This window comes from Parafrankia discariae (assembly GCF_000373365.1).
Taxonomy (GTDB): domain Bacteria; phylum Actinomycetota; class Actinomycetes; order Frankiales; family Frankiaceae; genus Parafrankia; species Parafrankia discariae.
In genome coordinates, this window is the sequence record NZ_KB891263.1 from 21,508 (window position 1) to 47,951 (window position 26,444).

Consider the following 26,444-nt stretch of genomic DNA (forward strand, 5'->3'; position numbering starts at 1 on the left):
GCCGGGGCCGGCGGGAGGAAGGTGCGCAGAACGCGCCGTGTTGTGCCTGCCATGAGCCTGACTCTCGGATCCGGCCCGTTCGCCAGCCACCGGGCCGGGGCCTTCAACTTCGACCTGGACGCCTCCGCGCCCGCGCACGTCCTCTACCTCGAGGACGTGGCGCCGCGGATCCGGGCGGAGCTGGCCGGCCAGACCGTGCTCGACACCCGTCGCGCGAAGATCCTGTACGAGACCAACTACCGGGGCGTCTGGTACGTGCCGCTCGAGGACGTCCGCCAGGACCTGCTGGAGCCGACCGACCACCACACCACCTGCCCGTTCAAGGGCACCGCCTCGTACTGGACGCTGCGGGTCGGCGACCGGGTCGAGGAGAACGTGCTGTGGTCCTACCCCGAGCCGCTGCCGGGGGTCCCGCCCCTCGCCGGGCTGGCGGCGTTCTACTTCGACCGCCTGGACGCCTGGTACGAGGAGGACGAGCGGGTCCTCGGCCATCCGCGCGACCCCTACCACCGGGTGGACGCCCGCCGGTCCTCCGACCAGGTCGAAGTGCTGGTGGGTGGTGAGGTGGTGGCCCGGAGCACCCGTCCGGTGAAGCTCTTCGAGACCTCCCTGCCGCCGCGCTGGTACCTCCCCCTCGAGGACGTCCGGGCCGAGGCCCTGGCGGGCTCCGCGACGCACACGGTGTGCGCCTACAAGGGCCAGGCGTCGTACTACACGGTGCGTGGCGGCGGGGAGGTGATCACGGACGGCGCCTGGTACTACCCGGAGCCGCTGCCGGAGTCGGCCGGGATCGCCGGGCTGGTGTCGTTCCTCGGCGAGGGCGTGACCGTTCTGGTCAACGGCGAGCCGGCCCCCGGAGCCTGACCCGAGCCACTCGCCTTTTGGTTTCTACCTCGCCGTTTCGGGGGCGAATCGCGGCTGAGTCCTGTCCGAAAGAGCGAGAAAAATGCCAAAAGGCAAGCAGGCCGATCGATATTTGGGGCTTTCGTTCTAGAGGCGGGAATCGCGGCTGGGGGTGAGGGGCAGGCCCACGGGTGGCGGGATCGCGCGGGCGGGATCCCGCCCGCGGAGGGATCACATCGTGGCGCTGTCCCGGGGGTAGATGTCCAGAGCGTCCTCGTGCACCGTGAGCCAGACCGGTGTGCCGCGGACCAGCCGGAGCAGGCCCAGCCGCGCGGCCGGGATCTCGGCGCGCACGGCGGGGGTGCTGGCGACCAGCACCCGGACCTGGTCGCCCAACGCCTCCACCGAGGTCACCGGACCGGTCAGGACGTTCACCCCGGCCTCGGGCGGCGGCTCCTCCAGGTGGACGCCGACCTCGGCGGGCCGCAACGCCACGAGCACCGCTCCGGAGGGAACGCCCGGGGCCACCCGGAGCGTCCCGCCAGCCGGCGCGGTCATCAGGGCCCCGGCGCCTGTGCCGTCCCCGTCCCCGTCCTGGCCGGTCCCGTCCCCGTCCTGGCCGGTCCCGGTCCCGTCCCCGCCGGTCCCGGTGCTGTCCCCGCCGTTCCCGGTGCCGGCGGCGAACGAGCCACCGTCAGCCGCCAGGTCGAGGACGACCGCGCTGTTCGCCGCGGTTCCCGGGTAGAGGTTCAGACCGGCCAGGCGGGCCACGTACGGCGTGCGCGGACGGGTGATCACCTCGGTCGGCTCGCCTCGTTGGACCACCCGGCCACCCTCGAGGACCGCCACCTCGTCGGCCAGCGTCAGGGCGTCCACCGGGTCGTGGGTGACCATCACGACCGGGACGCCCAGGGTGGGGAGCAGGGCCCGGATCTCGGCGCGGACCTCGAGGCGGGTCCCGGCGTCCAGGGCGGAGAGGGGCTCGTCGAGCAGCAGCATTCCCGGCCCGGGGGCGAGGGCCCGGGCGAGGGCGACCCGTTGCGCCTGTCCGCCGGACAGCGCGGCGGGGCGCAGGTGCGCGACCTCGGCCAGGCCGAGCCGGGCCAGCCATTCCAGGGCGGCCGCGCGGGCCGGGCCGCGCCGCGTCCGGTGCCGGACCCGGGGCCCGAACGCCACGTTGTCGACGGCGCTGAGATGGGGGAAGAGCAGGTAGTCCTGGAAGACGTAGCCGGCACCGCGCCGCTCGGGGGCGACGTACCGCCCGGCCGCCGGGTCGTCGAGCACCGCCCCGTCCAGGGTGATCCGTCCGCGGCGCAGCGGGACGAGTCCGGCCAGCGCGCGCAGCAGCGTCGTCTTGCCGGCGCCGTTGGGGCCCAGGACGGCGAGGGTGCGCCCGGGGGCGACGGTAAGCTCGGCGTCCAGGCGCAGGGCACCCAGGTCGACGCCGATGCGGGCGATCAGCCCGGTGGACCTCTCAGCCGTGCGGCCGGTCATGTCGCCCGTGCGGCCGGTCATGCCAGGCGCTGCGTTCGGCGGGCGTCCCACCAGTGGCCGCGCAGGGCGACCAGGACGACGATGCTGACCACCAGCAGCACCAGCGACAGCGCCACGGCGGCGTCGGGGTCGGTCTCCATCGCCAGGTAGACCGCGAGCGGCATCGTCTGGGTGGTCTTCGGGAAGTTGCCGGCGAAGGTGATCGTCGCGCCGAACTCGCCCAGGGCCCGCGCCCAGCTCAGCACGGCGCCGGCCGCGACCGCCGGGGCGACCATCGGCAGGGTCACCCGGAAGAAGGCCGTCGCCCGGCTGGCGCCGAGGGTGGCCGCCGCGTCCTCGAACCGGCGGTCGGCGGCACTCAGCGCGCCCTCGACCGACAGCACCAGGAACGGCAGCGCCACGAAGGTCTGCGCGATGATCACCGCGTTGGTCGTGAACGGGATCGTGACGCCGAACCAGTCGTCGAGGCGGTTGCCGACGATGCCGCGCCGGCCCAGCACGAGCAGCAGCGACACGCCGCCGACGACCGGCGGCAGCACCAGCGGGATGGTGACCAGCGCGCGCAGCACGCCGCGCCCCGGGAAGGAGCCCCGGGCCAGCGCCCAGGCCAGCGGCACCCCGAACAGGACGCAGATCATCGTGGTCACGGTGGCGGTGCGTACCGACAGCCACAGCGCGTGCCGGGTCGAGGGATCGGTCAGCAGGTCGGGCAGCGACTCCCAGGGGGCTCTGATGATCAGTGCGAGGAGTGGCAGGAGGAGGAACACGGTGGCGAGCGCCGCCGGCACGGCGAGCGGCCAGGGGGCGCGGACGCGGACCTCGCGCCGCACGACCCGGCCGCCCCGCCGGACCCGGCCGCTCTGCCGTACCGGGCGGCTCAGCGTCACGCCGCCGGGCCGAACCCCGCCGCGGAGAGGACCTTCGTGCCTTCGGCGGACAGCAGCGAGTCGACGAACTGCTGCGCGGTCGCGGCCTCGTCGGAGTCGTTCAGCACCGCGATCGGGTACTTCACCGTCGCGTTGACGTCCGCCGGGATCTCCACCCCGACCACGTCGGCGCCGGCGGCGGCCACGTCGGTGCGGTACACCAGACCGGCGTCCACCTCACCGAGGCGCACGGACGTCAGCACGGCCTTGACGTCCTGGCCGTAGGTGACGGGGGTGACCTTCTCGCCGGCCTTGTCCAGGACCGTGGTGGCGGCGACGCCGCAGGGCACCTGCGCCTCGCACAGGGAGACCTTCACGCCGGGCTCGTCGAGGTCACCGATGTCGTCGATCTTGGCCGGGTTGTCCTTGGGCACCGCGATCTCGAGCGAGTTCGTCGCGAAGGTCTTCGGGTCCTTGGCGTGGCCCGCGTCCACGACCTCGGTCATGTTCTTCGGGCTCGCCGAGGCGAAGACGTCCGCCGGCGCGCCCGAGTTGATCTGCTGGGACAACGCGGAGCTGGCCGCGAAGGAGAACGTGACCTTCGTACCCGGGTGGGCGGCCTCGAACTGCTTGCCGAGCTCGGTGAAGGTCTCGGTGAGCGACGCGGCGGCGAAGACCGTGATGGAGTGTGCCTCCGGCGCGGCACTGGTGGTCGTGGCGGCCGGGGTCGCGGTGTCGTCGTCGGACCCGCAGCCGGCGGCGACGAGCGCGAGGGCGGGCACGAGGACGAGAGGGACGGCGAGGCGCGAAACGCGGGTGGACCTGCGAGAGGCTCGGATCATCGACACGGATGCACGATACAGCCGCAATCGCGGTTTCTGACCGATGTCTGCGCCGCGTTTACGGGTAAGTAACCGCTGTCGGGCCTGGTGAGAGGGTGTGGGGATGTCCAACGACCCGCGCGGCCGGGGCGCCGCCTTCCTCGAGTTCTGGCGTGAGCGGCATCTGTGCACCCTGACGACGGTGCGTCCGGACGGCACGGCGCACGTCGTCGCCGTGGGCGTCACCCTGGACGCGCCGGCCGGTCTCGCCAGGGTCATCACGTCCCGCCGGTCGCGCAAGGTCGGACTGCTGGCCGGGCGGGGCGGGCTCGACGCCGCCGGCCGGGTCGCGGCGGCGGGGGCCGGCCCGCGGGCCGCGGCGGCCAGGCCGGTGGGCTCCGGGGGCGAACAGAATCAGATTAATTCGGGCATAAATGGCGAAAAAGCCGGACCATCGGCCCCGGAAGCCCTTGCGGAACAGGTCCTGGAGCCGGCTGGTGGCGGGCTCGCGATGGCGGCGGGTCGGGTCGGTGTGCCGGTCGCGGTCTGTCAGATCGACGGGCGGCGATGGTCGACGATCGAGGGGCTGGCGGTCGTCCGGGACGATCCCGGGTCGGTCGCCGAGGCGGAGCGCCGTTACGCCGAGCGGTACCGCACCCCTCGCGCCAACCCCGACCGGGTCGTGGTGGAGATCACGATCACCCGGATTCTCGGCAGCGTGTGAGGTCCGTGTGCCCGTGCCGGGTGTGTCGGGTCACAGAGCGCGCGGGCCGCCGGGAAATTACCTGTTCGTCATGAGTCCGTAACGTGCCGTGCCACGTCGCGGATGATCACAGGCGGCGCAGGCCCGTGAGCACCCGGCCGAGCAGCCCCACCTCCTGGGTCGCGTCGGTCGTGTCGAGCTGCGAGATCTCCACCAGACCCGTCGACTCGGCGTCCGTCACCAGCACCCGCACGACGCCGACCGGAAGCCGTAGTTTCGCCGCGATCTCGATCACGGACTGCGGGCGCAGGCACATCTCGACGATCGAACGTTCGTCGAGGAGCAGCTCCTGATGCCGGTGCCGCCCGTGCGCGGTCGTACAGACCATCGCCTCGAGCGCGAGCAGGCGGCTGGCGTGGGCACGCCCACGGGTGGCCGTGTAGGGCCGGACGAGTTCGCCGGAAGGGTCAGACCAGTCGTCGGTCACCGGGTACGAGCTCCCGTCCCGCTAGAGGCCCGCGGGTGGTTCGTGGCGTCTGGCCGGGGTCAAGGCGTCGCGGGTGCGCTTGACCAGCACTGTCATCTCGTAGCCGACCAGTCCGATGTCGCAGGTGTTGCTCGCGAGGACGGCGAGGCACGATCCGTCGCCGACGGCCATCAACAGCATCGAGCCCTGGGCCATCTCCACGATCGTCTGTGTGACGGAGCCCCCGTCCACGAACTCGGCCGCCGCCAGGGTGAGGCTGAAAAGACCGGAGGCGATGGTGCCGAGCTGGCCGGCCTGTTCCCGCGGGAACCCGTCACAGACCGCGAGCAGGTGCCCGTCGGACGACGCGACGATGGCGTTGGCGACGCCCGGTACCTGGTCAACGAAGTTGTTGACCAACCAGTCCAGTGACGGGCTGTCGGGGATCGTCTCGGTCACTCGTCCTCCAGCCTATCGAGGGGTGGGCCGAACGGAGGTTCGGCCCGGGCCGCGCCGGGGGGCGCGACCGGAGAGGACACACCGGGCCCCCCGAGGCCGCGGGAGTCGGTGGCGTCGATGTCGCGGGCGTCGATGTCGCGGGCGTCGATGTCGCGGGCGTCGGCGTCGCGGGCGTGGTTCACGCCTTCGTACAGCCGGGAGAGCCGGCCCCGGATCCACTCCGGCCGCACCTCGGGCGTCGGCTGCTCCCAGCTCGGGCGGCCGGCGAGGGCACCCGCTCCCGCCGAGCCCGGGATGCGCCCCGACCCTGTTCCGCCGGGGCCGGGCGCCAGGGGCCCACCGGCCGCGGGGACGCGCATCGGCAGCCCCGCCCTGGTGGTCGGCAGCGCGGCCGGATCGATCCGCTCCGGCGGGCCCTGCAGCCGCTGGACCGGGTCCGTCGACGCGTCGCCGCCCGCGGGCGCCCGGCCCGCTCCGCCGCGCGCCACGCGGTCGGTGGCACCCGGGACCACCGGGTGGACCGGCGGCGGGAGCGGGGCGGCGGCCGGCCTGGTGGGCAGCCCCCCGGCGGGTGTGAAGGCCGCCGGGTCGGCGGGCGCGAACGTGGACGGCACGGCCGGGGTGGGGGCCGCCGGGGTGGGGGCGAAACCGGTGTTGGGTGCCGCCGGGGGCGGGGTGGTCCAGGTGGGCGCGAAGGCGGACGCCGGTGGCACGGCCGCTGGCGCCGTGGGCCCGGGTGGCGTGCGGGGCGCGCTGGCGCCGGTCGGTACGTTCCCGCCCGCCGCTGGCCGGTCGAACCAGGTGAACGGCGCCCCGGGTGGTTCGGGCGGCAGGTGCGCCGCGGAACCCGCCACCGGGTCCACCGCGAGCGGGTCCACCGCGAGCGGGCCCGCCGTCATCGGGCCCACGGTGATCGGGTCCGCCGGGACCGGGTCCGCCGAGACCGGGTCCGCCGAGACCGGGTCCGCCGAGACCGGGTCGGGCGCGGTCCGCTCGCGCTCGCGGGCACGGCCGGCCACGACCTCCTCGATCGGTGGGAGGCCCATCTCGCCGGTGGCGCCGGTGACACCGGTGGACGCGCCCGTCGCCGCTCCGGCCGAGGCGGAGGCGGCTGTCCCCGGCCGGGCAGCGCCCTCCTCGGCCTTGGACGCCGTCCCGCGAGGCTTGAACCAGGCGACCACGGGGGGGTTCGGCACCACCGGTGGCAGCGGATCCAGGCCGTGCGCCTCCGGAGTCCGTGGGACCGGGGGCCGTGGGGCCGGGGGTCGTGGGGCGGGGGAGGACGGCGGCGGCGCCGGAACCTCCGGGGGCGCGGTGGGGATGCTGGGCGCGGGGGGTGGCGGCGGAACCGCCGCCGCGGGCGGCCGGGGGCCGGGATCGGCCGGTCTCGTCGCCGGGCGGTCGGTGAGTCCGTTCAGCTCGAGTAGGCGGTTGAACTCGTCGGTGGTCCCGCCGTCACCGCCGCCGAGGGACGTCATGCGGGGCCGCTGGGGGAGTGGGCCGCTCGAGCCCGGCAGGAGCGGGTCGCCGGCGCCGTGGCCACGGGCGTGGCCGTTCATCGACGCCGGTGCGCCCGGGCCGTTCCCGTTCGGGGACAGCGCCAGCGGCTGGACCCGCCCGCCCGCCGCGAGCGCCGCGCCGCCGCGCGCGGCGCCGGCGTCCTCGCCACGCCGTGGGACGGCCGCGCTGGCCAGCAGGTTCGCCGGCAGGCTGACCTGGGCCTGGACCCCACCGCCGGACGCCGCCGCGAGCCGGACGCTGATCTCGTGCCGCTCGGCGAGCCGGGCGACGACGAACAGGCCGAGCCGCTCGGAGATGGAGAAGTCGAAGATGGGCGGGTGGGCGAGCCGCTCGTTGGCGGCGGCGATCTCCGCCGGGGGCATCCCCAGGCCGCGGTCGGTGATCGAGACCGTCATCCCGCCGTCCGGGGAACGGCGCGCCACGACCTCCACCGGCCGGTGCGGCGGCGAGAACTGCGCGGCGTTCTCCAGCAGTTCGGCGATGAGATGCACGACGTGGTTCACCGCGCCGGCCGTGATGCGGGCGTCGACCACCTCGACGATCTGGATCCGCTGGTACTGCTCGATCTCGCCGACGGCGGCCTGCAGGACGGCGGCCGTCGACACCGGGGTCGCCCGGCGCCGGCCGGGCCCGGTGCCGGCCAGGACCAGCAGGTTCTCGCTGTTGCGCCGCATCCGGGTGGCCAGGTGGTCGAGCCGGAACAGGTTCTCGAGCTGCGCGGGGCTCTCCTCGGCCCGTTCCAGCCGGTCGATGAGGGCTAGCTGGCGCTCGATGAGGCTCTGGCTGCGGCGGGACAGGCTCAGGAACAGCGTGTTGACGCTGCGCCGCAGGACGGCCTGCTCGGCGGCCAGCCGCACCGCCTCGCGCTGGAGGTCGTCGAACGTGCGGGCCACCTCGCCGATCTCGTCCTTCGACCGGATGCCGATGGAGTGGATCCTGGTGTCGACCTGGCCCGCCCCGGCGGTCTGCAGCTGCTCGATGATGCGCGGCAGCCGCTCGTGCGCGACGTCGTGCGCGCCGTCGCGCAGCGCCCGCAGCGGACGGGTCATCGTGGCGGCGATCGCCATGGTCAGCAGCACCGCGGCCAGAGTGATCGCGATGATGAAGCCGCCGATGAGCGCCGTGCGCCCCCAGGCGTCCGCGCGCAGTGTGTCGGCCTCGTCGATCACGTTCTGCGACAGTCCCGACTCGACGGTGCGCAGCAGCTCGATGTGGGTGGTGCTGGCGGCGAACCACTGCTCGGGGTCGACGTCGAGGTCGAGCAGATGCTGGCGGCTGATGGCCCGATCGGAGATCCGCTCGACGGTGAGCACCGCCTGGCCGTTGACCACCCGGTCGTAGCGGGCCCGGTCGTCGGCGTCGGCGACGTCCCGGAACGCCGCCCGCGCGGCGTCGGTCTGCGCCAGCAGGCTCGAGAGCGCGTCGGCCTGCCCGGTGTCGAAGTGCCCGACCTGGGCGACGGCGTAGAGCTCGGCCCGGACCTGCGACTCGACCTCCTTCACCTCGGACAGGTCGCGCAGCACCGTCGTCGTGTAGCCGAGGTCGCCGTCGACCCGGTCCGGCCCGATCCGCCGGTCGACCTCGCGCAGGTCGGCGATGGTCGTGGAGTACTGGTTGAGCACCGCCCCGAGGGGCAGGCCCGCGCCGTCGGCCGCGGCGCGGGCGCGCGGCAGCTCGTCGAGGCTGCGCAGCGCGCGCTGCGCGGCCGGGCCGGCGGCCGGGCCGAAGTTGTCGGACGCCTTCGCCAGCCCGCCGCGCACGGTGGCGACGGCGTCGTCCACCGAGCGGTGCTGCGCCGCCAGCCGCTCGACCCACCGCGCGCCGTCCGGCCGGTTCTGCCGCCCACCGGCGACGAAACCGGCGGCCAGGTCCCGCTCCATCTGCAGCTCGTGGACCGTCGCCGCGATGTCGCGGCCCAGGACGGCCGCGTGCACGCCGCGGCCGTAGCTCGCCGCGTCGGAGATCCAGGTGACGGCGCCGAGGACGGCGACGCTGAGGAACGCCGCGGCGGGGATCGCGATCGACAGCAGCAGCCGGCGGCGCACCGGCAGGTCGGCGACCCGGCCGCCCAGATCCCGCCGGCCGGCCCGGGCGACCCGGGTCAGCCGGGTGGCGCGCCGGCGCCGCGCCGAGGGGCGGACGGTCCGGGGAGAACGGCCGGAGCCGGCGCGCCGGGGCGCCCGGGAACGCCGGTCAGCCCGGGACGACGGAGCCCCGGAGGCACCCGACGCTCCGTGCGCTCCCTGGGCCGGGAGGGCTGTGGGCGCCGTGACGGCCGCGGGGACGGCCTGTCCGGCGTTGGCAAGCTCGGGTGCCTCGGTCATCGTGTTCCCCCGTCCGATGCGGTGGGCGGCGCCGGCCGGCGGCCCGACGGCCGCCGGCAGACCGCCGCCGTGTCGTGCCCTCCGCCGCGCAGCAATACCACGTCGCCTACCTCTCGGGGTCCGTGCGCCCAACGAGCTCCGCGCACGTTCAACCATGCCGGTCGGGAAATCGTATTTCCCGGTGCAGTCGACACTATGGGAGGGGGTCGCGCCGGAAGGAACCTTCTTTTGTTGGGGTGTGATCCGCCTCCCGTTGTTCTTGTCGGGGGGTGAACTGGCTAGAGTGGCCTCGCATTGCGCGGGTACTTGTCGGTGCCGTGGCGTCGGTACTCTGACGCTGTACCGGGCGGACCGCCGTGCCGCGTGTCTGAACGTGCGCCTGGAAGATGACGACGTGGGGGACGAGCCATGGCCATCGTGTCGCCGTCGCGCGTCCTAAGCGTTGCGATCGCAACGGTTCTGGTGCTGGCGACCGGCTGCTCCGGGGATTCGAATTCCAGCGGCACCGGGGTTTCCGGCGTTGTCAAGATCGGCCTGTTGGCTCCGCTCGCCGGCGCGAACGCGGAAGCCGGCCGGGACGCGCAGCGCGGCGCGGACCTCGCCGCCTCGGTCGTCAATGCGGGCACGGACGCCGCTCTCGCCGCGACCGGCGTCTGGGGTGCCGGCCGCGCCTCGCTCTCCATCGTGACAATGGACACAGAAAGCGATCGGCAGCGTGCGGTTGATGCTACTGACCGCCTGGTGGCCGAACAGCGCGTCGCCGGCATGGTCGGCGCCTTCGACGCCGAGGCGACGCTGGATGCCAGCCAACGCGCCGAACGCCTCGGAACTCCATTCGTGAGTGGTGACGTTCCGTTGAGCGCGCTGACGGAACGTGGGCTGGGCTGGTTCTTCCGCTCCGGTCCGGACGTACGGGGCTTCGGCAGCGCGTTCCTTTCCCTGCTGCGTGGCGCGGAACGGGACGGCGTCGCCCGCCGGCGGGTGGCCGTCATTTACGGCGACCGGCCGGAAGGCCACGACCTGAAGGCCATGCTCCAGGAGCTGGCCGAGGAGACCGACGTCGAGCTGGTCGCGCAGGTGCGCTACACGCCCGGCGACCCGGACCTCACCGACGAGGTGGGCGCGGTCCGCGCGGCCGCACCCGACATGGTGCTTTTCGGGGCACTGCCCGGCTCCGGCCGCGTGCTCGGCGAGGCGCTGGGCGGGCTCGGCTACGCCCCGCCCGGGATCGTCGTCTACGGGTCCGCGCAGGAGGCGGTGCCGCTGGCCGCGGTACCCGGTCTCGACGGGCGGGTGAGCCGGCAGGTCGGGTGGTCCGCGCTGGTCGCGCAGGCGAACCCGTTGGCGACCGAGGTGTCGACGCGTTACCAGAGCGTCTACGGCGGCCCGATGACGGAGGCCGCCGCGGCCGCGTACACGGCGGTCATGGTGCTGGCCCGGGCGATCGGCGCCGCGGGCGGCCTCGAACCGGAGCGGATCAGGTCGGCGCTGGTGGCGACGAACGTGCCCGGCGCGGAGACGGTCATGCCCTGGGAGGGCGTCCGCTTCGACGTGACGCACCAGAACACGCTCGCCGCGACGGTGATCGAACAGGCCACCGGCGGCCGGTTCGCCGTCGTGTACCCGCGGGAGCTCGCGACGGCCCCCTTCACCTGGCCGGCGACGGACTCCGGCGGCCTGCCCGCCGGAGCGGCCACCGGCCCGGGCCGCGGCGACGCCCGCGGCGAGGGCTGAGTGGTGTCGCGACCGGGCGAACCATCCCCCGCCAGCGACACGGCGCTCTCCGCCGACGCCGCGCCGCTGCTGACTCTCGCGGCGGCCGGCAAGCGCTTCCCGGACGGGACGACCGCCCTGACCGGTGTCGACCTGGCCGTCAACCGCGGCGACTTCATCAGCCTGGTCGGCCCCTCGGGCTGCGGGAAGAGCACGGTGCTGCGGCTGGCCTCCGGCCTCACCGGGGCGACGACCGGCACCGTCGGGCGGGCGACGGACCGGGTCAGCTACGTCTTCCAGGACCCGACGCTGCTGCCCTGGCGCAGCGTGCGGCGCAACGTCGAGATGCTGGCCGAGGTGACCGGCGTCCCCCGCGACGTCTACCGGCCGACCGCGGCCGAACTCATCGAGCTCGTCGGTCTCACCGGGTTCGAGCGGCACCGGCCGCGGTCGTTGTCCGGCGGCATGCGGATGCGGGTCTCGCTGGCCCGTTCGCTGGTGCTCGCCCCGGAGCTGCTGCTGCTCGACGAGCCGTTCGGCGCCCTCGACGAGCTCTCCCGCGAGCGGCTCAACGACGAGCTGCTCCGGCTGTTCGGCCTGGGCCGGTTCGGGGCGGCGGTCTTCGTGACGCACTCGGTCGCCGAGGCGGTGTTCCTGTCGACGAAGGTGATCGTGATGTCTCCCCGACCGGGCCGGATAGTCGCCGAGCTGGACGTCCCGTTCCCGTATCCGCGCCCGGCGGACCTCCGCTTCACCGACGGGTTCACCCGGCTGACGGCCCGGATCTCGCGGTTGCTGCGCGCCGCGGAGCCGGCGTGACCGCGGCCGGGCGCCGCCCGTTCTGGCGGTCGGTGGATCTCCTCGGCCCGGTGGCGATGTTCGGGCTCATGATCGGCGTCTGGTACCTGGTGAGTCTGGTGCTGCTGGACCCGAAGCGCCGGTTCCTGCTGCCCCCGCCGCACGCCGTCGTGGACGTCGCCTTCTTCGACTGGTACAACCTCGAACAGCTGCTACGCGCGTTGTGGCTGTCCACCTCGGTCGCGCTGACCGGCCTGGGAATCTCCATCGTGCTCGGTATGGCGCTGGCCGTCCTCATGAGCCAGGCGCGCTGGATCGAGCGTTCGGTGTATCCGTACGCCGTTGTCCTGCAGACGATTCCGACGCTCGCGATGGTGCCTCTCATCGGTTTCTGGTTCCACTACGGCTTTGTCAGCCGGGTGATCGTCTGCGTGCTGATCGCGCTCTTCCCGATCATCAGCAGCACGCTCTTCGGGTTGCAGTCGGTCGACCGCGGCATGCTTGATCTCTTCACGCTGCACCGCGTTCCGCGATGGGTGCTGCTGGTGAAGCTGCAGCTTCCCGCGGCGCTGCCCGCGACCTTCTCGGGTTTCCAGGTGTCGGCCGGCCTGGCTGTGGTGGGCGCGGTGGTCGGCGACTTCTTCTTCAAACAGGGCGACCCAGGGATCGGTGTACTGATAGATCTGTACCGGGCTCGGCTGATGACGGAGCAGCTTCTCGGCGCGGTCATTCTCGCGTCGCTGCTCGGGGTGGCCGTCTTCGTTCTCTTCGGCTACCTGTCCAGGCTTGTCACCGGGGCCTGGTACGGCTCCGAAACCCGCTGAGACGCAGCCGGTACAGCGTGGATGCGAGACCGTCCGGATTCGGCCGGACCGCCGCGGCCGGTCGAACGACCGCGGTAAGCCCGCCTCGCCCCGCCGGACCTGGCCCACCCCGGGCCCGTCCTGCCGGACCCGGCCCGCCCCGCACCGCGCCGGCGCCCTCCCGGACCCCGTGAAACGCATACTTCCCTGAAAGGCGACAACATGAGACGAACAAAACTGGGCGTGGTGGCCCTGGGCGCGACGGCGGCACTGGCCCTCGCGGCCTGCTCGGGTGACCCGACGACGGGCGAGAGCGGTTCCGGTGAGCGGGCGCCGGCCGTCGAGGCGGGGGGCGCCCTCGACCTCGCCGGAGTCTGCCCGGAGAACGTGGTGATCCAGACCGACTGGTTCGCCGAGTCCGAGTACGGCTTCCTCTACCACCTGATCGGTCCGGATGCCAAGATCGACAGCAGTGGCAAGCGGATCTCCGGCTCGCTGGTCGCCCAGGGCAAGGACACCGGCGTCAACGTCGAGGTGCGCTTCGGCGGGCCGGCCATCGGCTTCGAGCAGGTCAGCTCCCAGCTCTACCTCGACCCGGAGATCGACCTGGGCCTGGTCTCCACGGACGAGGCGATCCAGAACTCCAAGGATCAGCCGACCACGGCCGTCTTCGCCCCGTTCGAGGTCAGCCCCATCATGATCATGTGGGACAAGGCGAAGAGCCCGAACTTCCACACCCTGGTCGACATCGGCCAGACCGACACGAAGGTCCTGTACTACGAGACCGACACCTACATGCAGTACCTGCTCGGCGCCGGCATCCTGCGGGCGTCCCAGGTCGACGGCAGCTACGACGGCAGCCCGGCGCGCTGGGTGACCGAGGACGGCGCCGTCGCGCAGGGCGGGTTCGCCACCTCCGAGCCCTACATCTACAAGAACGAGCTGGAGGGCGGCCGCAGCTACGACGTCGATCTCCAGCTGATCAACGACACCGGGTACCCGGTGTACGGGCAGGCGCTGTCGATCCGCTCCGGTGACAAGGAGACCCTCGCGCCCTGCCTGAAGAAGCTGATCCCGATCGTCCAGCAGTCGCAGGTCGACTTCGTGAGCGATCCGGCCGAGACCAACGCGCTCATCATCAAGGCCGTGCAGGCCGACAACGCCTCGGTGTGGAACTACTCGCCGGGCCTGGCCGAGTTCGCCGTCACCACGATGAAGGAGCGCGGCCTGGTCGCCAACGGGCCGAACGCGGCCGTCGGCGACATGGAGGAGGACCGGCTGACTCGCATGATCGAGATCCTCGAGCCGATCTTCACCGGCCAGCGCAAGGAGCTCAAGGCCGGCCTGGCCCCCGGTGACCTGTTCACCAACGAGTTCATCAACACCTCGATCGGTCTCAAGTGACCCCACCACCGGCGGGTCCCGCTCCGCTGCCCGCCGACTTCGTCGTGCGGGCCCGGCACGTCCTGACCATGGGGCCCCGCGGCCATCTGCGGGACGCCGCGGTCGCCGTCGTCGGCGGGCGGATCGCCGCCGTCGACACCACGGCGGACGTCCGGGCGCGGTTCGCGGACCTGCCGGTGGTCGGGGACGGTGGCGGGATCCTGATCCCGGGGCTGGTCAGCGCGCACGGCCACTTCTCCGAGGGGCTCGTCACCGGCATCGGTGAGACACACACGCTGTGGGAGTGGTTCGTCCGAGTCGTCGAGCCCATCGAGGGGCACCTCACCCGGGACATGGCCTACGTGGGGACGCTGCTCAAGGCGGCCGAGCTGGCCTGTTCCGGGGTGACGACGGTCGCCGACATGTTCTGCTCGGCGGCCGGGACCACCCCGGTCACCCCCGGGGTGGTCGACGCCCTCGACGCGGTCGGCCTGCGCGGCGACGTGTCGTTCGGGCCGGCCGACTCGGCGAACCCCCGGCCGATGGCGGCCGTCCTCGCCGAGCACGCGGCGCTCGCCGACGCGGCCCGCGGCTCGCGCCGCACCACCTTCCGGGTGGGCCTGGCGACCGTGCCGTCGAGCAGCGACGAACTGCTCGACGAGACGGCCCGGCTGGTCACGGAGACCGGCCGGCTGCACGTCCACCTGCACGAGATCCGCGAGGAGGTGACCGCGTCGCGCACGACGCGCGGCACCGGGTCGATCGAGTTCGCCGCGCGACGCGGGCTGCTCGACGCCCAGGTGGTGGCCGCGCACTGCGTGTGGCTCGACGACACCGACGTCGAGCTGCTGCGCCGGCACCGGGTCGCGGTCGCGCACTGCCCCGTCTCGAACATGATCCTCGCCAGCGGGGTGTGCCAGGTCCCGCGGCTGCTGCGCGACGGGCTCACCGTCGCGCTCGGCGTGGACGGCGCGGCGAGCAACGACAGCCAGAACATGCTGGAGACGATGAAGGTCGCCGCCCTGCTGCAGAAGGTGCACCATCTGCAGGCGACGGCCCTGACCGCGCCGACGGTGCTGCGGATGGCGACCATCGAGGGCGCGCGGGCGCTCGGGCTCGCCGACGAGGTCGGCTCCCTGGAGGTCGGCAAGTCCGCCGACCTGGTCTACCTCGCCGAGGCGAGCCCGTCGCTGGCGCTCGTGCACGACCCGTACCAGGCGGTCGTCTACTGTGCCTCCCCGCGGGACGTCACCGGGGTGTGGGTGGCCGGCGAGCGGGTCGTCGTCGACGGCCGGCTGACCACCGTCGACCTCGGACCGGTCCTGCCGTGGGCGCGTGAGCTGGCTGTCGAGCTCGCCACCCGGGCCGGGCTGGACTCCGAGCTGCGCTCCGCCGTGGGCGCGGCCGGCGCCGGTCCGGGCCCCGGCGCGCCGGGTGGATGACCGGCCCGCCGGTGGAAGAGGCGCCCGGCGCGGCGCGGTGAACGACGGTTGGGGTCCTTTCGGACATTAGACTGCGCACTCCGGGCGGCGCGGTGCGGGAGGTGCGGTGATCGCTGGGGTTGCGGGGCTGGCCGCGGCGGCTTCTTCTGTCGGCATGCTGATCGTCACCGCGGACGGCCGGGTGGCGTGGGTCAACGACGCCCTCGTCGACCTGGTCACCGGGACGCGGAACCCCGACTCGCCGTTCGAGGCGCGGCTCGCGGTGGCCGAGGCGGGCCTGCCGCTGACCGGCCTGCACCCGGCGGCTCCGCCCGCCGTCCTCGACTGGGCCGGCGCCGACGGCGAGCCGCGCCGGCTGCGCATCAGCTGCCGCGACATGAGCGCCGGGCAGCCCTCGGAGCTGCTGCTCTTCGAGATCGTCGACCTCACCGGTGAGGCCGCCGAGGCCGCCGAAGCGGCCCGGGCCGCCGAGGTCACCGCTGCGGAGGCCGCCGCCGAGCTCACCGCGACCGAGGCCGCCCTGGCCGTCCTCGCGGCCGGCCAGCGCCCGGCGCCCGCCGACTCCGGCCTCGCGGAGGATCTTCCCTCCACCGGGCCCGTCGGCCCGGCCGCCGCCGGTCAGGACACCGACGCGGCGGGCGGCCTCGATCCCGAGGACGCCGCCTGGCTCGACGCCGCGGCGTCGATCGCACTGGCCGCCGCGGGCGCCGAGACTCCGTCCCCAGCCCGGTCCGACGGCGGGTTCCCGACCGCCCCCGCCGTCGACCCGCTCACCGGGTTCGCCACCCGGTACGCCATGGCCGAGGAGCTGGACGCCCGCATCGCGGCCGCGGCCGCGGCGGCCGCCGCCTCGGCCACCGCGGGCCCGGCGGTCGAGGCGCTCGAGGCGGAGGCCGCGGGCCCGGCGGGCCCACCGGGCTGCCTGCTGCTGCTCGACGTCGACCACCTCGCGGACGTCAACGACCTGCAGGGTCACACGGCGGGCGACGCCGTCCTGCGCGGGCTCGCCCACAGCCTGCGCGCCGAGCTGCCCGAGGCGGTGCTCGGCCGGCTCGGCGGGGACGAGTTCGCCGTCCTGCTGCCCACCGGCGGCGGCGGCGAGGGGCTGGCGGTCGCCGAACGGCTCTGCGGCACGCTCGCCGCCGGGCCCGTCGCGGCCGGCGAACTCCCGGCGGCCCGGGCCACGGTCAGCATCGGCGTCGTCCCGCTGGACCTGGCGGCCGGCAGCGAGGCCGCGTTCGCCTGGGCGGACCTCGCGTTGCGGGCGGCGAAGCGGTCCGGGCGCAACCGGGCCCGGCTGTTCACCCGGGAGCAGTACGACGAGGCCGCGCTGCGGGTGACGGTGACCAGCCGGGTCGCCGCCGCGCTCGACAGCGGCCAGATGGCACTGGACGTGCTGCCCCTCGTCGATCTCGCCAGCCGCGAGGTGGTCGGTTTCGAGCTGCTCTCCCGGCTGCGGGACGGCGTGTGGCCGGAACTCGGGCCGCGAGGCTTCCTCGCGGCGGCCGAGCACACCGACCTGGGCCTGCACCTCGACCGGTGGGTCGTCCTGCGGGCGGTCAACGCCCTGGTCAGCGGGGTTCCGGGCCGGCTGTACGTCAACCTGGCCGCCCGGTCCCTGCACGATCCCGCCTTCGGTGACTTCGTGCTCTCCACCCTGCGGGACGGCCGGGTCGACCCGGCTCGGCTGGGTCTGGAGATCTCCGAGAGCGCGGCGGTGGCCAGCCCGGACGCGGCCCGGCGGCTGGCCGAGCAGGTCGGCGCCGCCGGCTGCCCCGTCCTGCTGGACGACTTCGGGATGCAGACGGGCGCGATCGTCGCCCTGCGCAACCTCCCGCTGTGGGCGGTGAAGATCGACGCGAACGTCGTCCGTAACGTCGACGCGAACCCACGGGACCGCTCGCTGGTGGAGGCGGTCGTCCAGATCGCCCGGACGGCCGGCATGCTCGTCATCGCCGAGGGGGTGGACCGGGCGTCGCTGCCTCAGCTGCTGCTCGACCTCGGGGTGGGCCTGGCGCAGGGCTATCACGTCGGCCGCCCGCGCCGCCTCACCGAACTGCTCGGCGGCCCGGACGGCGACGACGTCACGACCGTGATGAGCCTCGGTAACCGGCGGTGAGGCCCTCCCGAAACCAGCCGTCGCCGGCCAGACGGGGTGATGTGACGTAGAAGGACCACGCCGCGCGCCGGGTGTCGTGACCGTGCGTAGTGTCAGTCGCATGGGGGGAAGCGCCGGAAGCGGCGCGGTCGTGCCGCGTGTCCTGCTGGTGGCCGCCCTGCTCGTGGGGCTGCTGCTCTGCCTGCCCGGTCCGCCGTCCGCCGGCCCGGCCCGGGCGGGCGTGATCCTGGCCGGCGGGTCGGGCGGGGTCGCCCCGCTCGCGGCACCCGACGAGCCGGGCCCGTTCGCCGCCGGGTACCAGACCGTGACCGTCTCGGATCCGGCCCGCCCGGGCCGGATCCTGACCACCTCGATCTGGTATCCGGGCACCCTGGCGCCTCCCGGCCCGGCGGCGCTGTCGTCGGTCGCCGCGTCGTCGGTCGCGCGCTATCCGGTGGCGCGCTATCCGGTGGCGCCGGGCGTGGACGTGTTGTCAGCCTCGGCCCACGGGGAGATCCCGGTGGCGCCGGGCCGGTTCCCGCTCGTGGTCCTCTCGCATGGCAGTGCCGGCAGCCGGGTGCAGCTCGCCTACCTGGCCGAGGCGCTGGCGACACACGGCTTCGTCGTGGCCGCGCCGGACCATCCCGGTGACACCATGATCGAGACGGCGGAGGGCCGGCAGGCCCCGCTCGCCGAGCTCGCCAGCGACCGTCTGCTCGACGTCTCGGCGGTCATCAGCGCGTTCACGAAGGAAAACCGCCCGCTGTCGCGGATGGTGCGCGCGGACGAGATCGCCGTCCTCGGGTTCTCCTTCGGCGGGCTGACCTCGGTGGTCTCGACCGTGGGTTTCCTGCGGGCGCCGGCGGACCCGCGGGTGCGGGCCGTGGTCGGGATCGCGCCGGCCACCGAGGTCGTGCCGGCGGGAGAGCTCGACCGGGTGCGCGTCCCGACGCTGCTCGTCGGCGGCGGCGGCGACCTGGTGGCGCCGGTGGAGCGCAACGCCGGGCGCACCTTCGCCGGCCTGCACGGCGCGCACCCGCGCTACCTGGTCACGGTGACGGGCGGGACGCACAACTCGTTCACCGAGATCTGCGCCCAGGCCGCGGCGGTGCGTGACCGCCCGGTTCCCGAGGGTGTGCGGGTGCGGCTGGAGGTGACGGCGGAGATGACCTGCCGGCCGCCGGCCGTCGACATCGAGCGCGCCCACCGCCTGACCACCTACTACACGGTGGCCTTCCTGGAACGCCGGTTGCTCGGGGTCACCGCCTACGACTCGTTCCTCACCCCGGCCGCCGCCCGCCGGTTTCCCGAGGCGCTGTTCCGCGCCGCCGGCTGACGCGTCCGCGGCGTCCGCGGAGCTCGTGGTGCGCCGGTGCTGTCCGGGTGGACACCGCTGTGGTCTGATCAGCTGGGCGTGCGCGTGTGACCTGCGGCGACGCCTGCACGTGCGGGCGCGCCGAGGTCCGGCGCGGCGAAACGGATGACCGCCGCCGACACCGGCGGCTACGGTGGCCCGACCAGCCGGTGACCGGGTGGCCGCCGGTGGGGTGTAGCGCAACGCTCAGGGGCACGGCGATGTGACCCGCGAGGAGGTCGGCCAGTATGTCCGCTCGCCAGGTACGGCGGTTTCATCTCGAGCGTGATGTCGACGTGTCCGGGGTGTCCGGCACGGGTTCGGTCGCCTTCGGGGCGCAGGCTCCGGACGGCACCTGTGTCCTGTGGTGGAACTCCGAGCATGGGTCGGTCGCCATCTACCCGTCGATGGAGACGCTGCTCGCCATCCACGGCCACGCCGGGATGACGAGAGCGGTCTACATCGACTCCCCGCCCGCGGGCCCGCCCGGCGCCGCGGCGCAGGCGGCGCCCCGGGCGGCCCGCACCGGTGGTTGGCGGTCGGTGGCGGCTCGAGGCGGCCGCGCCGGCCGGGCCGGGCGGGCCGCCCGCACGACGGCCGGGCGGCCCGCCCGGCCGTCGTGGAACGTGACCACCGGATCCGTCGCCGCGCGGATGGCCGCCCGGGGCGGGGCGGCGCGCGCTCTGTCCGTTCAGGTCAGCGGTCGGAAGCACGGCACGGTCGGCCCGTCCGGGTCGATCGTGTAGAGCGCGAGGGTGCCCGCCATGTCCTGCGGGTCCACGCCGATGATGTTCATGTCGTCGACGACGCCCGCCATCACACCGAGCGTGTGGCGCAGCAGGACGGGCGCCAGCCCGCGCGGGCTGTTGACGCGGGAGTGGAACTCGACAGCGGTGTCACGGTCCGCGGTCAGCGCGGCCAAAGTGCCGAGCCTGATCCGGTCGGTGAGGATCTCCCAGACCCGTTCCGACTCCGGTGCCTCCGGGCTGCGCCACACCGTCCGGTAGGACATCGCGGAGATCACCGCGGACGGGGACTGCCCGGTGCGCAGGTGGATCGTGACCGTCCACATGGCAAGCAGCCAGCACAACGCCCCCATCGTTCGGTGCGGATCGTCATCGACCCGTTCGGCCAGGTGTTGTTCGGCGGCATACCGGGTGTGCGGCGACAGCCACGCCACGACCAGGCGTTCGACGTCGACCACGTCAATCATGGGGAGCTCGTTGGGGTGGGGACGGGCGAGTGCTGCAGCCCGCCGTGAACTTGTGTCGACCAGGGCCAACGCCCCCGCGTCCGGGAGAGTCTGCCAGGCGAGTCCCGACAGCGGCATGGCGCACACCGTAACGTGGCGTGCGCCATTCCACCACCAGCGTTGGTGAAAGCTTGGGGTCGTTCGTGTTTCCGACCCCACTCTTCTGTGCCAGTCGAGCGGATTTTCGCGCCGGTCAGGCTGGTTCTGTTCCCGCTCCGTCGCCCTCGGTTCCGGCTGTGCAACGTGGTGTGTCTACCGGCGTGCCCTGCGTGTTGACGCGAGGGCACGCCGGGCCCACCGAGGTGTTGGTCCGTCGGTGCCGGTCCGGCGGGTGCCCGCCGGACCGTTGGCTATTCGCCGAGCAGGTCGATGACGGTGCTGGGTGACTGGCTGGGGATGGTGGCGATGTGGGTGCGCCAGTGGGTTTCGGCGGCGTCGGTGTCGTGGCGGNACGGCCGCGACGAACGAGCCGAAGGCCACGGTGAGGACACCAAGCATCGCCGCGAGGACGACTGCCACGAGGACGCCGGCGGCGACAGCCGGTTCCACGGAGCCGAGCTGGCTCCGCTCGGACACTCCGTCCAGCGCCGTCCCGCCGAGCTCGACGTCGATGCCGGCGGCGCGGGCCGGGTCCGCGGCGGCGAACAGGGCCGCCCGTGCCCCGGCGGTCAGCCGCGCGTAGCGGACGGTGTAGGTGACCTGTGTGTAGGCCGTCCGGCCGTCACTGGAGATCCCGCCTTCGACGGACCCGACGCCGGGGACGCCCGGCTCGCCGCCGGTGCCGGGCTCGCCGCCACCGAGGGGCCCGCCGCCGCCGAAGGGATCACCGACCCGCCCGACGAGCGGCGCCCGCCCGAGGGCGGCGAGGACGTCCTCGATCGCGCGCCGGCGGTCGGGGTCGTCGAGGCGGCCCCGGGTGCCCCGCCGCGCGTCGAGGGTGAGGACCAGCCGGACTGTCGCGGTGTCGACTTCGCCGCCCGGCAGCCGTCGCCGCAGCAGGTCGGCCGCCCGCTGCGACTCCGAGCCCACCGCGACGAGCCCGCCCCCGGAGGCCGCGGTGGTACCCGCGCCGGTGAGAGCGCCGGTGGGTGTCGCGGTGCCCAGGCCGGTGAGAGTGGCGGTGCCCGCGCCGGCCAGCCCGAGCAGTGCCAGCCACAGCGCGAGGACGACCCGCCGATGCCGGTGGGAGGCCCGGCCGAGCCGGTACAGGTAGGTGCCCAACAGTCCGTCTCCTTGCGGGGTCGCCCGCGTGCGTCGCGGGTTTCACGCGGACGCCCGGCCCGGCCCTCGTTCGTGGCCCCGGTGATGGCTCCTCGGCGCCACTCGACGGTGCCGCGTGACGGTGCCCCGTACCCCCGTTCGGGGCGGTCGGCCCGGACGGACGTCCGATGCCTGATTCGCGCGGATCTACCTGCTCGGTCCCCCCGTGGGAGTGTGGTGCGCCACAATGAGGGCCCCCTGAGCGAGGTGACCAGGGCCGGATGGGAGGGCCGAGATCGTGACTGCCGAGCTGGCGGAACGCCGGATTGGGCCGGGCGCCGGCCGGGAGCGCCTGCGGGCGACCGCCCTGGACCTGTTCACCGAGCGCGGTGTGAGCGCCACCTCACTCCAGATGATCGCGGACGCGATGGGCGTCACCAAGGCGGCCGTCTACCACCACTACAAGAGCAAGGACGAGATCGTCCTCGCGGTCGTGCGCCCGGCGCTCGAGCAGATCATGGGGCTGGTGCGGCTGGCCGAGAGCCGGCGGTCCCGGGCCACCCAGGTCGAGACGATGATCGTCGGCTTAGCCGATCTCATCATCGCCAACCGTCGGTTATACGGGCTGATGCAGGGCGATCCGACCTGTTCGACCATCCTGCAGCGGTACCCGGAGTTTCCCACCCTGGGCGAGCGTCTCGTCGCGCTGCTCGCCGGGCCGGACCCCGACCCGGGCTCCGTCATGGCGGCCGGCATGCTGCTGGCGGGGCTGCGCGGCGCCGGCTCCGACCCCCGGGTGACGGCGCTGGACGACGAGGAGTTCCGCCGTTACCTCGTCAGCTGCGCCCACCGCCTGATCCGGCCCCGCCGGCCGGCGTCCGGCACCGGTGCCGGCACCGGCTGACCCCCCGGCCGGTGCTCAGACGCGGCGGGTGCTCTCCCGCTCGACCAGCTCCACCGGCAGCACGACCTCGCGGGGTCGGGCGTCGTCGCCGACCATGTCGATGAGGAGCCGGGCCGCCTCGGCCCCCAGCCGTTCGGGATGGCGGGCCACCGTCGTCAGTGACGGTTCGGTGAGCTCACCCCACGGGATTCCGTCGATTCCGGTGATCAGCACACCACCGGGCACCTGCCGGCCGGCGTGCCGCAACGCCCGCATCGCGCCGACGGCCTGCAGATCGTTCGAACAGAAGATCGCGTCGACCTGAGGGTCGGCGGCGAGCAGCTGGTCGGCCGCCCAGCGCCCCGCCTCGATCGTGTACCGGCTGGCGATCGAGCGCCACGGTGGCAGCGAACGTCCCGAGGCCTGCAGCTCGGCGCGGAAGCCGGCGCGGCGGGCGCGGGCCGTGCCGAGGTGCTCCGGCCCGCAGATCATCGCGATCCGGCGCGCGCCGCGGGCGAGGATGTGCCCGGCGGCGAGCCGCCCGGCCGCGGCGTCGTCGGCGAAGATCCCGCCGGCGCCGGTCAGCTCCAGGCGCTCGTCGCAGGCCACCACGGCGACGCCGCTGTCGACCAGGTGCTGCAGCTGCTCGGCCTGCCCGGACGCAGAGCAGACCAGGAGGCCGTCGGCCGCCCCGGCCAGGCGGTCGAGGTAGTCGGCCTCGCGCGCGTCGTCGAGGTCGGTGTTGCCGAGGAACACCGCCCAGCCGGACGACTGGGCCACCGTCTCGACGCCGTGCGCGATCTCGGCGAAGAACGGGTTGCGCGCGTCCGGGACGACGAGGCCGATGGCGTGCCGGCTCGGTGTCCGCACCGGCCGCGCGGCGTCGACCGGGCGGTACCCGAGGCGGTGGGCCGCGGCGCGCACCCGGGCGCTGGACGCTCCGCTGACCGACCGCCGGCCGGCCAGCGCGTTGCTGACGGTCGACACGCTGACGCCGGCGAGCGCCGCGACCTCGCGGATCGTGGCGGGCCGCCGCACCGCCGCCTCGCGGGACGTGATGCGCTCGATGTAGCGGTCTGTAGACATCGACTCCATTAAAGGTCGATGTCGCCCGCGCGGGAGGTCGCGTCGGTCACGATGCCAGCCCGCAAGGTCCACGGCGGGTGACCGTCTCCGGATCCAAGGGTCTCTTGAGCCGTTCTTAAGCATCGTTTATGGCGGCGGTGCTGTGATGACGGTGTCGCTGCGAAGGTCCCCGGTCCACCCGGCGGAGGTACCCCCCACCCTCCGACGGGTCTCCGGCCCGGGTCGTGGTCTGTCCCAACCACGACCCGGGCCCATGACGTCAGCGGACGGGCTGCCTGGACTCGGCGCGCCCAGGCCGGCACGTTCAGGCCGGGTTCGCCGCCGTACCGAGGCGCTCCACCGCGCCGCGCAGCCGCCGCAGCGTCTCCTCGCGGCCGAGGATCGCCAACGACTCGAACAGCGGCGGGCCGACCGTCCGGCCGGTGACCGCCACCCGGACGGGCGCCTGGGCCTTCCCGAGCTTCAGCCCGTGCCGCTCCCCGACCTCGATCAGCGTCTCGCGCAGGACGTCGTGATCCCAGGCGGCCTTCTCGTAGGCCTCGGCCGCCTCGGTGAGCAGGTCGAGGGCGGGGCCCTTCATGGTCTTCGCCCAGGCGGTCTCGTCCACCGGCGCCTCGGGCAGGAACAGGAAGTCGACCATTGGGACGATCTCCGACAGCACCGCCACCCGGGACTGCACCAGCGGCGCGGCGGCGGCGAAGACCTCGGCGGAGAACCGCTCCGGTGACCACGGCGGGGCCGGCACCGTCGTGGTCGCGCCCACGGCCCGGTCCTCCCCGGCCGCCGCCTCCGGCGCGCCGGGCGAGCCGGGCGCGGGCACGAGCCACGGCTCGCACGCGGCCACGAACTCCTCGACGGTCAGCGCGCGGATGTACTCACCGTTGAAGGCCCGCAGCTTCTTCTCGTCGAAGAACGCGGGAGAGGGCTTCACGTCCTCGAGCCGGAACGACGCCTCGATGGTCTCGAACGGGACGATCTCCTCGTCGCCGGGCGGAGCCCAGCCCAGGAGCATCAGGTAGTTGCGCATGGCCGTGGCGAGATAGCCCTCGGCGCGGTACGACTCCAGCGCGACCTTGTCGCGCCGCTTCGAGAGCTTCTGGCGCTTCTCGTTGACGATCACCGGGACGTGCGCCCAGACCGGCGGCGGCGTGCCGAGCGCCGCCCACAGCAGCTGCTGCTTCGGCGTGTTGGACAGGTGCTCCTCGCCGCGCACGACGTGGGTGATGCCCATGTCGAGATCGTCCACGACGTTCGCGAGCAGGAAGACCGCCGAGCCGTCCGCCCGGGCGATGACGAAGTCCTCAATGGTGTCGTTCGGGAACTCCGGCGTGCCGCGGATCACGTCGAGGACCACGGTGGTGCCCTCGTCGGGGGTGCGGAACCGCAGCGCGCGCCCCGGGCCGGGGCCGAGCCCGCGCTCCCGGCAGAAGCCGTCGTAGCCGTGCTGGGCGTTGCCGGTGCGGGCGGCGAGCTCGTCGCGGGTGCAGCCGCAGTAGTAGGCGCGACCGGCGGCGAACAGGCCCGCGGCCGCCTCGGCGTGCCGGTCGGCCCGCTCCGACTGGAACACCGGGCCCTCGTAGCCACCTGGGCTGATGCCCAGCCAGTCGAGCGCGCTGATGATGCCCTCGGTCCACTCCGGCCGGTTCCGCGAGGCGTCGGTGTCCTCGACGCGGAGGACGAAGTCACCGTCGGAGCCCCTGGCCACCAGCCAGTTGAAGAGCGCCGATCGTGCCCCGCCCACGTGGAAGATGCCGGTCGGCGACGGCGCGAACCGTACGCGCACCCGTCCAGTGCTCATGGTCGCCGAGCGTACAGGTCGCCCGTCAGGAGACGACCGACGTCACCCGGACCACAGGAGATCCGGACCGATCGCGTGGAATGTCGGTAGGGGCTCGTAAAATCGGAGAGCGTGACAGCGCCCGCGCGGCTCGCAGGTCGCGACCGTGATCCGGGTCGTGGCCGGCGCCCGGCCGTCCGCCGGCCGCAGGCCGGGGCCCAAGGTGTGAATCCGGCACCTCCTCTGGTCGACATGGTCGACCTGCCCAGAGTCCAGGTGGGTGCGCAGCCCCAGCACCTGCTCACCACCCTGCTCGGTGACTACTGGGCCGGCCGCCGGGAGCACGTGCCGTCGGTGGTGCTGGTCAGCCTGCTCGCCGATTTCGACGTCAGCACGGTCGGCGCCCGGGCCGCGCTCAGCCGGCTGTCGCGGCGCGGCCTGTTGGAATCGTCCCGGATCGGCCGCAACACCTACTACGGCCTGACGGCGGAGGCCTCGGCCGCGATCGACGCGTCGGCGAACCGGATCTTCACCTTCGGCCTGCGGCACGACCCGTGGGACGGACGCTGGACGGTGGCGGCCTTCTCCATCCCCGAGGACCAGCGCGACGTGCGGCACGCCGTGCGGGCACGACTGCGCTGGCTGGGTTTCGCCCCGCTCTACGACGGCATGTGGGTCACCCCGCGGTCCGCCGGTGAGGCGGCCCGCCGGGTCTTCGCCGAGCTGGGTGTCACCGCGTCGACGGTGCTGATCACCACGTCGGAAGCGCGCCGCAGCGATCCCCGCCCGCCGATGGCCGCCTGGGATCTCAGCGAGCTGCAGCGCACCTACGAGGAGTTCGTCCGCACTTATGTTCCCCTGCTGGAGCGGGTCCGCCACGGCGAGGTGCGCGGCGCGGAGGCGCTGGCCGCGCGCACCGCGGTGATGGAGTCCTGGGGGCGCTTCCCGAGCCTCGACCCGGATCTTCCGATCGACCTGCTGCCTGGCCGCTGGCCGCGGCGGGAGGCCCGCACGGTCTTCGCCGAGATCTACGACGGGCTGGCCGTCCCGGCGGTGGCGCGGGTCCGCGAGCTGCTGACCGAGGTGTCCCCGGAGTTGGCCGACCTCGTCCGGCTGCGCACGACGGTCTCCTGACCGGCCGGGCCCGAGTCTCCTGAC

The 26,444-nt window shown here is 73.9% G+C and carries 21 protein-coding genes; 12 read left to right on the forward strand and 9 right to left on the reverse strand.

Going from position 1 to position 26,444, the window contains the following annotated elements; genetic code table 11:
- Positions 1-51 precede the first annotated feature (51 nt).
- Positions 52-864 carry a DUF427 domain-containing protein gene (locus tag B056_RS0130105; RefSeq protein WP_018505562.1) on the forward strand — a complete coding sequence of 271 codons (813 nt, stop codon included), beginning with the start codon at positions 52-54 and terminating at the stop codon, positions 862-864.
- A gap of 210 nt (positions 865-1,074) precedes the next feature.
- Here the strand turns inward: B056_RS0130105 and B056_RS0130110 are convergent, their stop codons facing one another.
- From B056_RS0130110 to modA, 3 genes are read right to left on the reverse strand one after another with little or no spacing between them, the layout of a single operon-like run.
- Positions 1,075-2,358 carry an ABC transporter ATP-binding protein gene (locus tag B056_RS0130110; protein ID WP_018505563.1) on the reverse strand — a complete coding sequence of 428 codons (1,284 nt, stop codon included), beginning with the start codon at positions 2,356-2,358 and terminating at the stop codon, positions 1,075-1,077.
- Positions 2,355-3,224: an ABC transporter permease gene (locus tag B056_RS0130115; protein ID WP_018505564.1), complete on the reverse strand. Its 870-nt coding sequence runs from the start codon at positions 3,222-3,224 to the stop codon at positions 2,355-2,357. The genes B056_RS0130110 and B056_RS0130115 overlap by 4 nt, the downstream gene beginning before the upstream one ends.
- Positions 3,221-4,045, reverse strand: a complete 825-nt coding sequence (modA, locus tag B056_RS0130120) for a molybdate ABC transporter substrate-binding protein (protein WP_026240308.1) — start codon at positions 4,043-4,045, stop codon at positions 3,221-3,223. The genes B056_RS0130115 and modA overlap by 4 nt, the downstream gene beginning before the upstream one ends.
- Positions 4,046-4,148: 103 nt before the next feature.
- Here modA and B056_RS0130125 point away from each other — a divergent pair, with 103 nt between their 5' ends.
- Positions 4,149-4,748 (forward strand): pyridoxamine 5'-phosphate oxidase family protein, encoded by a 600-nt coding sequence (locus B056_RS0130125; RefSeq protein ID WP_018505566.1) that lies wholly within the window; start codon positions 4,149-4,151, stop codon positions 4,746-4,748.
- 106 nt (positions 4,749-4,854) lie between these two features.
- Here the strand turns inward: B056_RS0130125 and B056_RS0130130 are convergent, their stop codons facing one another.
- Genes B056_RS0130130 through B056_RS38550 form a run of 3 tightly spaced genes read right to left on the reverse strand, consistent with a single transcriptional unit; the run spans position 4,855 to position 9,497 of the window.
- Complete coding sequence (locus B056_RS0130130) at positions 4,855-5,214, reverse strand: DUF742 domain-containing protein (RefSeq protein WP_018505567.1); 360 nt, start codon at positions 5,212-5,214, stop codon at positions 4,855-4,857.
- A 21-nt stretch (positions 5,215-5,235) separates the two neighbouring features.
- Positions 5,236-5,652, reverse strand: a complete 417-nt coding sequence (locus tag B056_RS0130135; RefSeq protein ID WP_018505568.1) for a roadblock/LC7 domain-containing protein — start codon at positions 5,650-5,652, stop codon at positions 5,236-5,238.
- Positions 5,649-9,497, reverse strand: a complete 3,849-nt coding sequence (locus B056_RS38550) for a sensor histidine kinase (protein ID WP_051105783.1) — start codon at positions 9,495-9,497, stop codon at positions 5,649-5,651. The genes B056_RS0130135 and B056_RS38550 overlap by 4 nt, the downstream gene beginning before the upstream one ends.
- Before the next feature lie 408 nt (positions 9,498-9,905).
- Between B056_RS38550 and B056_RS0130145 the strand changes: the two genes are divergently transcribed.
- From B056_RS0130145 to B056_RS38560, 8 genes are all read left to right on the forward strand, one after another.
- Complete coding sequence (locus tag B056_RS0130145; RefSeq protein ID WP_020572793.1) at positions 9,906-11,231, forward strand: ABC transporter substrate-binding protein; 1,326 nt, start codon at positions 9,906-9,908, stop codon at positions 11,229-11,231.
- Positions 11,232-12,029, forward strand: a complete 798-nt coding sequence (locus B056_RS0130150; protein WP_018505570.1) for an ABC transporter ATP-binding protein — start codon at positions 11,232-11,234, stop codon at positions 12,027-12,029.
- Positions 12,026-12,832 carry an ABC transporter permease gene (locus tag B056_RS38555; RefSeq protein ID WP_018505571.1) on the forward strand — a complete coding sequence of 269 codons (807 nt, stop codon included), beginning with the start codon at positions 12,026-12,028 and terminating at the stop codon, positions 12,830-12,832. Before B056_RS0130150 ends, B056_RS38555 begins: the two co-directional genes overlap by 4 nt.
- Before the next feature lie 201 nt (positions 12,833-13,033).
- Positions 13,034-14,215, forward strand: a complete 1,182-nt coding sequence (locus tag B056_RS0130160) for a hypothetical protein (RefSeq protein ID WP_026240309.1) — start codon at positions 13,034-13,036, stop codon at positions 14,213-14,215.
- On the forward strand, positions 14,212-15,636 hold the full coding sequence (locus B056_RS0130165) for an amidohydrolase family protein (RefSeq protein WP_018505573.1): 1,425 nt from the start codon (positions 14,212-14,214) through the stop codon (positions 15,634-15,636). Before B056_RS0130160 ends, B056_RS0130165 begins: the two co-directional genes overlap by 4 nt.
- Positions 15,637-15,742: 106 nt before the next feature.
- A complete protein-coding gene (locus B056_RS0130170) occupies positions 15,743-17,755 on the forward strand; it encodes an EAL domain-containing protein (protein WP_026240310.1) in 2,013 nt (670 codons plus the stop codon).
- Positions 17,756-17,855: 100 nt separating this feature from the next.
- Positions 17,856-19,070 (forward strand): alpha/beta hydrolase family protein, encoded by a 1,215-nt coding sequence (locus B056_RS0130175; RefSeq protein ID WP_018505575.1) that lies wholly within the window; start codon positions 17,856-17,858, stop codon positions 19,068-19,070.
- Positions 19,071-19,336: 266 nt separating this feature from the next.
- On the forward strand, positions 19,337-19,834 hold the full coding sequence (locus B056_RS38560) for a hypothetical protein (protein WP_035753300.1): 498 nt from the start codon (positions 19,337-19,339) through the stop codon (positions 19,832-19,834).
- Here B056_RS38560 and B056_RS0130185 read toward each other — a convergent pair.
- A complete protein-coding gene (locus tag B056_RS0130185; protein WP_026240312.1) occupies positions 19,780-20,418 on the reverse strand; it encodes a hypothetical protein in 639 nt (212 codons plus the stop codon). The genes B056_RS38560 and B056_RS0130185 overlap by 55 nt on opposite strands.
- A 1,420-nt stretch (positions 20,419-21,838) precedes the next feature.
- Here B056_RS0130185 and B056_RS0130195 point away from each other — a divergent pair.
- Entirely contained in the window at positions 21,839-22,444 is a 606-nt protein-coding gene (locus B056_RS0130195) for a TetR/AcrR family transcriptional regulator (RefSeq protein ID WP_018505578.1), read from the forward strand.
- Between the two features lie 15 nt (positions 22,445-22,459).
- Here B056_RS0130195 and B056_RS0130200 read toward each other — a convergent pair whose 3' ends face one another.
- Both B056_RS0130200 and gltX read right to left on the reverse strand, forming a co-directional pair.
- A complete protein-coding gene (locus B056_RS0130200; protein ID WP_230203267.1) occupies positions 22,460-23,509 on the reverse strand; it encodes a LacI family DNA-binding transcriptional regulator in 1,050 nt (349 codons plus the stop codon).
- Between the two features lie 304 nt (positions 23,510-23,813).
- A complete protein-coding gene (gltX, locus tag B056_RS0130205) occupies positions 23,814-25,307 on the reverse strand; it encodes a glutamate--tRNA ligase (RefSeq protein WP_026240314.1) in 1,494 nt (497 codons plus the stop codon).
- Between the two features lie 231 nt (positions 25,308-25,538).
- On the opposite strand from gltX, the gene B056_RS0130210 reads away from it, so the two are divergent.
- Complete coding sequence (locus B056_RS0130210) at positions 25,539-26,420, forward strand: PaaX family transcriptional regulator (RefSeq protein ID WP_035753303.1); 882 nt, start codon at positions 25,539-25,541, stop codon at positions 26,418-26,420.
- Positions 26,421-26,444: the final 24 nt, after the last annotated feature.

Bases quoted from the DNA above. Each gene is read 5' to 3' on its own strand.
- B056_RS38560 (WP_035753300.1), top strand. From the start codon at position 19,337: ATGTCCGCTCGCCAGGTACGGCGGTTTCATCTCGAGCGTGATGTCGAC.
- B056_RS0130125 (WP_018505566.1), top strand. From the start codon at position 4,149: ATGTCCAACGACCCGCGCGGCCGGGGCGCCGCCTTCCTCGAGTTCTGG.
- B056_RS0130185 (WP_026240312.1), bottom strand. From the start codon at position 20,418: ATGCCGCTGTCGGGACTCGCCTGGCAGACTCTCCCGGACGCGGGGGCG.
- B056_RS0130145 (WP_020572793.1), top strand. From the start codon at position 9,906: ATGGCCATCGTGTCGCCGTCGCGCGTCCTAAGCGTTGCGATCGCAACG.
- B056_RS0130160 (WP_026240309.1), top strand. From the start codon at position 13,034: ATGAGACGAACAAAACTGGGCGTGGTGGCCCTGGGCGCGACGGCGGCA.
- gltX (WP_026240314.1), bottom strand. From the start codon at position 25,307: ATGAGCACTGGACGGGTGCGCGTACGGTTCGCGCCGTCGCCGACCGGC.
- B056_RS0130175 (WP_018505575.1), top strand. From the start codon at position 17,856: ATGGGGGGAAGCGCCGGAAGCGGCGCGGTCGTGCCGCGTGTCCTGCTG.
- B056_RS38550 (WP_051105783.1), bottom strand. From the start codon at position 9,497: ATGACCGAGGCACCCGAGCTTGCCAACGCCGGACAGGCCGTCCCCGCG.
- modA (WP_026240308.1), bottom strand. From the start codon at position 4,045: ATGATCCGAGCCTCTCGCAGGTCCACCCGCGTTTCGCGCCTCGCCGTC.
- B056_RS0130200 (WP_230203267.1), bottom strand. From the start codon at position 23,509: ATGTCTACAGACCGCTACATCGAGCGCATCACGTCCCGCGAGGCGGCG.
- B056_RS0130210 (WP_035753303.1), top strand. From the start codon at position 25,539: ATGGTCGACCTGCCCAGAGTCCAGGTGGGTGCGCAGCCCCAGCACCTG.
- B056_RS0130105 (WP_018505562.1), top strand. From the start codon at position 52: ATGAGCCTGACTCTCGGATCCGGCCCGTTCGCCAGCCACCGGGCCGGG.
- B056_RS0130110 (WP_018505563.1), bottom strand. From the start codon at position 2,358: ATGACCGGCCGCACGGGCGACATGACCGGCCGCACGGCTGAGAGGTCC.